The sequence below is a fragment of the Mesorhizobium sp. M4A.F.Ca.ET.090.04.2.1 genome, assembly GCF_003999085.1.
Lineage (GTDB): Bacteria > Pseudomonadota > Alphaproteobacteria > Rhizobiales > Rhizobiaceae > Mesorhizobium.
In genome coordinates this window covers 1-7,770 of the sequence record NZ_RZOT01000277.1, presented here as the reverse complement: position 1 = coordinate 7,770, position 7,770 = coordinate 1, and the positions used below count along the sequence as shown (strand labels likewise).

The window sequence follows — 7,770 nt, the reverse complement described above, 5'->3', positions numbered from 1 at the left end:
ACGGTGGGGCGCTAGCGAGGGAAGCCGCGCTGTCACGCACCGTGCTCGCCGAACGCTTCACCAGGCTCGTCGGCATGCCGCCGATGCACTATCTCGCCAAATGGCGGATGCAGATCGCTTCGGAATTGCTCAGCGCCGGCAACAGCAGCGTCGCCAACATCGCGGCGGAGATCGGCTACGAATCCGAGGCAGCGTTCAGCCGCGCCTTCAAGAAGGCGATCGGCGTCCCGCCCTCGGCCTGGCGGCTTGGCGTTCGGCCTACGCCCGGTTCCGGAAGCCATGAGGCTTCCGAACCCGAAGGCGAACCGGCCGTGGCAGCGAACTAGCGATCCGTCAGCGCCAGCTTGGCGCCTAGCATGACGAAGGCTCCGGCGAAGGCGCGGCGCATCCAGGTCAGCACCTTAGGCCGCGACACGACATGGCTGCGGATCGACGCGGCGAAGATGCCGTAGCCGACAAAGACGATGAAGGTGACGAGCATGAAGACGCCGGAGAGCTCCAGCATCATCGACAAGGCGTTCGGCTCGGTGGTGCTGACGAATTGCGGCAGGAAGGCAAAGAAGAAGATCGACAGCTTCGGGTTGAGGATGTTGATGAGGATGCCGGACGTGATCACCTTGCCGGCCGAGCGCGGCGCGAGGTTCTCGTCGACGCTGAGACCGCCCCCCTCCTTCAGTGTGTTCCAGGCCATGTAAAGCAGATAGGCGACGCCGAGATATTTCAGCGTCTCGAAGGCGACGGCGCTGGTGTGCAGCACGGCGGCGAGGCCGGTGATGGCGGCGGCCATATGCGGGATGATGCCCAGCGTGCAGCCGAAGGCGGCGATGATCGAGGCGCGCGCGCCACGCGAGAGGCCGGCGCTCAGCGTGTAGAGAACGCCAGTGCCCGGCGAGGCGACGACGATCAGCGTCGTCAACAGGAATTCGATGCTCAAGGCTTGTTCCTCCGCGGCCCCTGCCAGGCGGGAAGGTACCGAGCCGATTGAGGCGGGGCAAGCGGGGTAGGAGAGCAATCTCCCGCCTTGTGGGGGAGACCAACAAGCGGCAGCCCATGCGCCTGGCGAGCCATCAGGCAGTCGTCGCCGCCGGGCACGCAGGCACGGCAGACGTCGGGGCGGAGTTCGTAGATGCCGCAGGCCGTGTGCTTGCCGATCTCGCCGGTCAGCGCCGCACAGCGCACGCCGTCGCAACGCATGCCGGACAGGTCGGCCGACACGTATTTCTCGGGAATGCGGTCCAGCTGTTCATCCGCCTCGGTGGAGAAGCGCGGCCATGCGGCCGAATAGGAACAGCAGGCGCCGCAGCTCTGGCAATCGAAAAGCATGCCATCGACGGCGAGCGGCCAGGCCAGACCGGCGGCCGCGCCGGAGGGCCGGCTCAGGTCTCCACGATCCGCGTCACTCGGCAAGGCCGCTATTTCTTCCCTTTGGTCTTGCGGGGCGGTGTTTGCGCCGGCGCGTCGAACAAATCGGATGCGCTCGGCTTGTCGACCTTCGGCGCGGCAGCCGGCTTGGCCGGCTTTGCGGCGGCGGGTGACGCCGGCTGGTGCTTGGCGGAGAATTTTATGGCCATGTCAGTCCTCGTCAGCAAAACGCGATGACGGCGCCCGCGGATTGCGCAGGCGGCCGATGAGCGCCGAAACCGCCGTGATGTTCATTTCCTCCGGCGACCAGTTCCTGGCTTCCACGAGGTGATGCGGCGCCAGTTCGCGATGCGTGCTGCCGCTATAGGCGGCGTCCGGATGTGTCACGCGCTCATGGGTTTTGCCGTCCTCGCGCACATATTCGATCAGATAGTTGGGGCATTCGGCGCGGCTGCGCACACCGACCCGCACCTGGGCATCGCCATGGGCGCGCTTGCAGCGTTCCAGTTTTTCCAGCACGCGCCGGACATATTCGACCGGCTTGTCCAGGACATCGACCATATCGGCAATCGTCGAATCGGCGGCGATCGGCGTTGGCGGGACGCGCTTGGTGGCCATCAGCGTTTGCCCGTGCGTTTCGGCAAAGCGGCAAGGGCGGCGGCGGCCACCCTGTGCTCGGCTTCCTTTTCCAGCCGTAGCTCGCGCAGCCGCGCGGTCTTGGCCTCGCGGGCCTGGCTGGCGGCATCCTGCTCGGAAACGATGCGACTGAGCGACATCGACTGGGTCCTGGCCCGGCTGAAAAGCGATTCAGCCTGGTCGCCCCGGGTCTTCGAAGTGAGGGACAAAATCTTCTCCTGGTCCGGCGCATCCATAGGCCGGCGCGACGGTGCTTTAGCACATCCCAATCGGCCTGCGACGCACAATTCAGTCCCCAAACGCAAAAAAGGGCGTAAGCATTGCCCTCTTCGTCGTGGCGGTCCATGCTGGCGCACCGTCAGGGTTGAATTGCGACCCAAAAAAAATTGCAAAATGCGGGAACCATCTTGGCATCCGCGCATTTTGGTACGGTCAGCAATTCATGAAAGCAATTTCAGGAAAAGGCTGGCACAAAGGACGCCTCCCGCGCGATAAAAGGTGCGAGGGGCGTTCTTTTTTGTCTGGCGCCTCACATGATCACGCTCATCATCGGCAGGACCTCGTAGCGGAAGCCGCGCCCCGAAAGCACGACCGGGTCGGCGTCAGTCACTGCTCGTGCCTCGGCCTCGCCGCCGACGCGCAGGATGCAGAGGCCCCAGGGCCCGGCCGGGTCGGCGACCGGACCGGCGATCAGCATCGTGCCCTGACGAAGCTGATCGCGCAGGTATTCAGCATGGCGACCCATCAGCGCCCTCTCCTCCTCGGTCAAGGTGAAGGCGAAATCCGGGCGCGGCGGGATCAGCCGGCAATGGAACACGCCGGGCGCCTTGACCCCGGCCTCGCCGGCGAGGAAAGCGCCGAGCCAGCCGAGCACACGCTCCCAGCCCTGGCCGTGATCGCGGCAGGAGTCGTGACGCGGGCCAAAACCTTCGTGGCGCAGGGTGAGCCAGGTCCCGGTCCCGATCGCCTCCAGCGTGTAGGTGACGGTCGTCACGTTGTCGCCGTCCCATGGCGCCTTCCAGGTCATCACAAGGCGGTGCGGCGGCTCGACCTCGAGATATTCGCCCTGGACGTGGAAATCACGGCCGTCGGCGCCCTTGCCCTCGGAGCGCCAGGCGCCGCCCGGCCGAACGTCGGCAGTGTGCTTTGTGGTGCGGTACATGTTGTCGGCACCCCACCAGAGCGGGATCTGGTCCGCGGCGGTGATCGCGCGGAACACCCGCTCCGGTGGCACGGCGATCGTCACCGTCGCCAGGATGGTGCCCGCCGAAACGTCGGCTATTGCGCGTGGTCTCTCATTGCCCGCCATCACTCGTCCTCCAGTTAGGATTTCAGGTTGCCGAGGCTCGCCTGCCAGAAGTCGCGATAAGGCATGATCCAATCGGCGACGTCCTTCAGTTCCGCCGGCTCCAGCCTATAGAGCCGCTCGCGGCCGCGCTTCTGCTCGGAGACGACGTTGAGCTCGCGCAGGATGCGCAGATGCTTGGAGATCGCCGGCCGGCTCTGCGAGAAGGCAGAGGCCAGTTCGTTGACGGGCGCCGGCCCCTGCCGCAAACGGTCGAGGATGGCGCGACGCGTCGGATCGGCGATGGCGCGGAAAACGGAGCGGTCGGGATCAGCCTGCGGCATGATACGTATCCATTTGGTTACGTATTATGCCGGACCGGCGCTGCGGTCAATTCTCTTGAAGAGATATGGCATGCCGCCGTCGTGGTCAGTCCTGTTCGTGAGGGCCTGGCTCCGGCCACGTCTCCTTAGCCGCCTCCGTATACCAGTGCCGCATCGCAGGCGTGGAAAGCACGGCGTCGACATAGGCGCGGATATCCGGCGCCAGCTCGCCGCCATAGGTGTCGAAACGGGTGACGATCGGCGCGTACATGGCATCCGCGGCGGTGAAATGACCGAACAGGAACGGGCCGCTCACGCCATGTTCAGCCCGGCATTGCCGCCAGATCGCCTCGATGCGTGCCCGTTGCGTGTCGCCCTCGGCGTCGAGCGGCTTGTGGCTCTTCGGTCGACGCAGGTTCATCGGCCAACCGTAGCGGACCTCGCGAAAACCGGAATGCATCTCGGTCGCCACCGAGCGTGCCAGCGCGCGGGCACCGATGTCGTCCGGCCAGAGCTTTTTCTGCGGAAAGAGATCGGCAAGATATTCAAGGATGGCAAGGGTTTCCCAGACAATCCTGCCATTGTGATTCAAGACCGGCACCAGACCGGTTGGCGACACTTTGGCGAGATTGGCAAAGGTCTCGGGCGTGCGCAGGCGCACGAAACTCTCCTCGAACGGGATCTCCAGATGCCGCATCGCCACCCATGGCCTGAGCGACCAGGAGGAAAAGCATTTGTTGCCGATGAAGAGCGTGAATTCAGCCATGGTTGTTCCCATATTGCCCGCGCATTCGCAGGCGCACCCTACCCCGCCTGCTTGCCGGGCCGATCCCGAAATTACGACCAGGGCCGCTGTCCCGCCGCCTCAGAAACTCAGGCTCTTGGAAAAAGCGTTGGTGAAGACCACCTCGCCGTGGTCGCCTGCCGCCTCGCCGAGCACCACATCCATGCTGTCGCCGGTCACCCGCGCCAGCGCGAAGCCGCCCATGTAGGCGGCCTTCGGCTTGAACAGGTCGAGCCCGTCGCGGCGGTAGATCATCGGCGCCTCGTGCTGGTGGCCGTGGAAGATTGCGATGACATTGTAGCCCTTGAGAGCCGAAAGCAGGGCCTGGCGGTCCGCCTCGCCCCACCAATGCGGCGAGCCGGTGCCCTCGTCGTCATAGGTCCTTTTCGCCGGATCCCAGCGCTCGATCGAGAAAATGTCCCAGCCATAGTGCTGGAACAGGATGACCGGGCGGCCGTCGCCGGCATAGGTCGCCAGGTCCTGCTTCAGCCATGGCAGGCTGCTCAGCGCGGCATGGCCGGTGTCGCCGGCGAAACGGTGCGTCTGGACGAGATGCAGGCCGCCCCAATCCCAGGAATAGCAGTCGGTGTCGACGTCATAGTCGGTTGCCGGCACCGGCGGCTTGAAGAACACGCCGGCGCGATGGTTGACCTCGACATAGTCGCGCAGCTCGCGGCGGTACCAGTCGACATGCGGCGGCGAGCCGTTCTGGTCGAGGTCGTGGTTGCCGAGGCCGACGTAGACGGGCACGTGCACGCGGTCGGGGCCTATGCCCTGCTGGTAGCGCTGGCTGAACTGCAGCAGCTGCGTGCCCTCGCTGGGCTCGGTGACCTGGCCGCCGCCGTCGTCGGTGATGTCGCCGCCGGTGACCAGGCCAAGCGGCGTGCCGATGCGGCTGCCGGCCGAACGCAGGCCGGTGGCGACGCCGCCGATCTCGGCCGGCCAAGCCTTGTCGGCGATGCCGTTCAGGGCGGCGACGCTGCGCAGAAGCGCGGCATCCGTCTTGCCCTCCTGCAGGCAATTGGGGCTCAACCCGCTCGCCATGCGGCAGGCATGGATATCGGCGATGAACAGGAAAGTCGCGTCGACCGGCTGGATTCGCTTTCCGGTCTGACCGAATGCCGGATGGGCAAAGGCCGCGGCAGACGCAAGGCTCGCCATCTGCGCCAGGAAAGCGCGACGGGATATCGAACGGGCTTGCCAGCTATTCATCATGGCCGAAATTCAGCACAGGCGGCGCCCGGCCGTCCAGTTCCTCCCGATCCGCCAAGCATCGACATGGCGGTATGGGTCTGGCAGTCTTGCGCCTTCAACTTGAGCGGGAAGAGGAGGATGCGATGAAGGCCGCAACGATCGGCATGGCCCTGCTTGCCGCGGCGGGCACCGCGCATGGCGCCGAATGCGTCGACGCCAAGACCGCCAAGACCGGCTTCGTGCTGGAGATGCCGGGCATCCGCAGCGAGTTCCGGCCGGCGGCCGGCGGCATGGTTTCGGTCGCCAACACATACCAGTCGGAATCGCCGCAGACGCAGTTTCTCTATGCCGGGCTGATCGAGGTGTTCCGCGACAGCACGACCGGCCATCTGGCGATGATCCCGCTCGGCGACCTGAAAAAGCTGTTTCCGCTGAAGGCAGGCGCGAAGAGCACGACGCAGTTCGTCGAGCTGTCGCCGAAGAAGCAGCCGAAAGGCACCAAGACGCTGGAACTGGCGGTGAAGGGCAAGGAGACGTTCAGCCTCGGCGGCTGCAAATACAATGTGCTGGCGGTCAAGGAGACATTCAAGAACCAGGCCGGCGAGACGCTGGACACGTTCACCGCGCTCTACGCGCCGGATCTCGGCGCATCGCTGGCCCGGCGCTATGACGAGGGCACGAATTCGGAGAGCGTGGTCGGCTACGAGACGATCAAGCCGCTGGCGAATTAGACTAGGTCCAATCTAGACTCAACGCTGGCGCGTTGGTGCATGGCGTTGCGGAACCTCCGATTCGTGCGCCAGTGTCGTGATTTTGAAGTTCGCATTATTGCGACATCGCGGTCCGAGCGAACTCGAAACGACACTGGAACAGATTCGACGTATTCGGGTCATAATCGCGCATATCGCCCACTTCCCCAATATGCCATAGTCGCTCAGAGGCGTCGCCAACCGGTGTTCGCCCCCACCTTCAGGACCGCGATCGATACCAAGACGATCGACGCGGAGGAACTTGCATCGACCGCAAGCCGACGGAGGAAATTGGGCCATGAAACATGGATCATCAGAAGAACACCCAACGAGGGTTGAACCTGCCGCTGGTCAGCGAACGATGAATCGCCGCGACGCGCTCAAGGCAGCAGGTCTGGCTGGAGCCGCCCTATCAACGGGTGCCGTGTCGGTCTGTGCCGTTGCAGCGCCGGTCGATGCAATGGAAGACCTGGTTGCGGCCGCCAAAGCGGAAGGGCAGCTTACCGTCATAGCATTGCCTCGCGATTGGTGCGAATACGGCGTCGTGATAGACGGGTTCAAGGCGAGATACGGTCTGACAATCAACGAACTCCGGCCCAATGGCAGCTCAGCCGATCAGATTGAGGCGATCAGGGCTGGGCGAGCCAAGACCGACTCCCAGACCCCGGATGTAGTCGACATTGGCATGTCCTTCGCCTCATCGGCTAAGGAGGATGGCTTGCTGCAGCCGTACAAAGTGTCAACGTGGGACACAATTCCGGAAGCCGCCAAGGATGCGCAAGGGTATTGGTGCGGCCGCTATTACGGAGTCCTTGCGTTCGAGATCAACGCTGACCTCGTCACCAAGATGCCACAGGATTGGGCGGATCTTGCCGCGCCGGAGTATAGGAATTCGGTCGGCCTCGCCGGCAATATTTCTTCAAATCAAGCAGTCCAGAGCGTGTTCGCCGCAGGCTTGTCGGCGGCTAAGGGTGACGTCGAAGAAGCCGCTGCTCAGGGACTGAAGTTCTTCGCCAATCTCAATGAAAAGGGCAATTTCGTTCCCATCATCGGTGATACCAACTCACTTGCTGACGGCCGCACGCCGATCCTCGTTCGCTGGGACTACCTCGCGCTCGGCGACCGCGAACGGCTCAGGGGGAAAACGAGGATCGAAGTCATCAGGCCAAGGACCGGCGTCGCTGCGGGTGTCTATGTCCAGGCGATCAGCGCCTATGCTCCGCATCCAAACGCTGCTCGGCTGTGGATGGAGTACCTTTATTCAGACGAGGTGCAGATCGCATTGTTGAAAGGCCATTGTTATCCGATCCGGTTCGCGGACCTCGTGCGCAGAGGATCGGTCCCTGTCGATTGGCGCGAAAGGCTCCGGCACCTCGACCATGAGGGGTACGATGTCGACCCGATATTCCCAGCACTCAAGGACCAGGAGAGGGCGAG

At 64.1% G+C, this 7,770-nt stretch carries 11 protein-coding genes and 1 pseudogene; 3 read left to right on the top strand and 9 right to left on the bottom strand.

What is annotated here, in order from left to right; translation table 11 throughout:
• A partial coding sequence (locus EN781_RS19485) for a helix-turn-helix transcriptional regulator (RefSeq protein WP_145965554.1) occupies window positions 1–326 on the top strand: 326 nt, incomplete at its 5' end.
• Here EN781_RS19485 and EN781_RS19480 read toward each other — a convergent pair.
• The 9 genes and pseudogenes from EN781_RS19480 to EN781_RS19445 form a co-directional block, all read right to left on the bottom strand.
• On the bottom strand, window positions 323–934 hold the full coding sequence (locus EN781_RS19480; RefSeq protein WP_126055146.1) for a LysE family translocator: 612 nt from the start codon (window positions 932–934) through the stop codon (window positions 323–325). The two genes, EN781_RS19485 and EN781_RS19480, sit on opposite strands and share 4 nt — an antisense overlap.
• A gap of 107 nt (window positions 935–1,041) precedes the next feature.
• Window positions 1,042–1,323, bottom strand: a pseudogene (locus tag EN781_RS19475) (YkgJ family cysteine cluster protein); the annotation flags it as partial.
• Window positions 1,324–1,412: 89 nt separating this feature from the next.
• Complete coding sequence (locus EN781_RS34430; protein WP_189347697.1) at window positions 1,413–1,571, bottom strand: hypothetical protein; 159 nt, start codon at window positions 1,569–1,571, stop codon at window positions 1,413–1,415.
• A 1-nt stretch (window position 1,572) separates the two neighbouring features.
• Entirely contained in the window at window positions 1,573–1,980 is a 408-nt protein-coding gene (locus EN781_RS19470) for a hypothetical protein (RefSeq protein WP_126055147.1), read from the bottom strand.
• Complete coding sequence (locus tag EN781_RS19465) at window positions 1,980–2,234, bottom strand: hypothetical protein (protein WP_126055148.1); 255 nt, start codon at window positions 2,232–2,234, stop codon at window positions 1,980–1,982. The genes EN781_RS19470 and EN781_RS19465 overlap by 1 nt, the downstream gene beginning before the upstream one ends.
• Window positions 2,235–2,527: 293 nt before the next feature.
• Entirely contained in the window at window positions 2,528–3,307 is a 780-nt protein-coding gene (locus EN781_RS19460) for an SRPBCC domain-containing protein (protein WP_126055149.1), read from the bottom strand.
• 14 nt (window positions 3,308–3,321) lie between these two features.
• Window positions 3,322–3,627 carry a metalloregulator ArsR/SmtB family transcription factor gene (locus EN781_RS19455; protein ID WP_126055150.1) on the bottom strand — a complete coding sequence of 102 codons (306 nt, stop codon included), beginning with the start codon at window positions 3,625–3,627 and terminating at the stop codon, window positions 3,322–3,324.
• An 85-nt stretch (window positions 3,628–3,712) separates the two neighbouring features.
• Entirely contained in the window at window positions 3,713–4,372 is a 660-nt protein-coding gene (locus tag EN781_RS19450; RefSeq protein ID WP_126055151.1) for a glutathione S-transferase family protein, read from the bottom strand.
• A 99-nt stretch (window positions 4,373–4,471) separates the two neighbouring features.
• Window positions 4,472–5,605 carry a metallophosphoesterase gene (locus EN781_RS19445; RefSeq protein WP_127400237.1) on the bottom strand — a complete coding sequence of 378 codons (1,134 nt, stop codon included), beginning with the start codon at window positions 5,603–5,605 and terminating at the stop codon, window positions 4,472–4,474.
• A gap of 122 nt (window positions 5,606–5,727) precedes the next feature.
• Here EN781_RS19445 and EN781_RS19440 point away from each other — a divergent pair, with 122 nt between their 5' ends.
• Together EN781_RS19440 and EN781_RS19435 are read left to right on the top strand one after the other, a co-directional pair.
• A complete protein-coding gene (locus EN781_RS19440; protein ID WP_126055152.1) occupies window positions 5,728–6,315 on the top strand; it encodes a hypothetical protein in 588 nt (195 codons plus the stop codon).
• Between the two features lie 379 nt (window positions 6,316–6,694).
• Window positions 6,695–7,770: ABC transporter substrate-binding protein (locus EN781_RS19435; RefSeq protein ID WP_145965555.1), on the top strand; the 1,076-nt coding region annotated here is incomplete at its 3' end.

Coding starts and splice junctions, on each gene's coding strand:
- EN781_RS34430 (WP_189347697.1), bottom strand. CDS start 1,571: ATGGCCATAAAATTCTCCGCCAAGCACCAGCCGGCGTCACCCGCCGCC.
- EN781_RS19470 (WP_126055147.1), bottom strand. CDS start 1,980: ATGGCCACCAAGCGCGTCCCGCCAACGCCGATCGCCGCCGATTCGACG.
- EN781_RS19465 (WP_126055148.1), bottom strand. CDS start 2,234: ATGGATGCGCCGGACCAGGAGAAGATTTTGTCCCTCACTTCGAAGACC.
- EN781_RS19460 (WP_126055149.1), bottom strand. CDS start 3,307: ATGGCGGGCAATGAGAGACCACGCGCAATAGCCGACGTTTCGGCGGGC.
- EN781_RS19455 (WP_126055150.1), bottom strand. CDS start 3,627: ATGCCGCAGGCTGATCCCGACCGCTCCGTTTTCCGCGCCATCGCCGAT.
- EN781_RS19450 (WP_126055151.1), bottom strand. CDS start 4,372: ATGGCTGAATTCACGCTCTTCATCGGCAACAAATGCTTTTCCTCCTGG.
- EN781_RS19445 (WP_127400237.1), bottom strand. CDS start 5,605: ATGATGAATAGCTGGCAAGCCCGTTCGATATCCCGTCGCGCTTTCCTG.
- EN781_RS19440 (WP_126055152.1), top strand. CDS start 5,728: ATGAAGGCCGCAACGATCGGCATGGCCCTGCTTGCCGCGGCGGGCACC.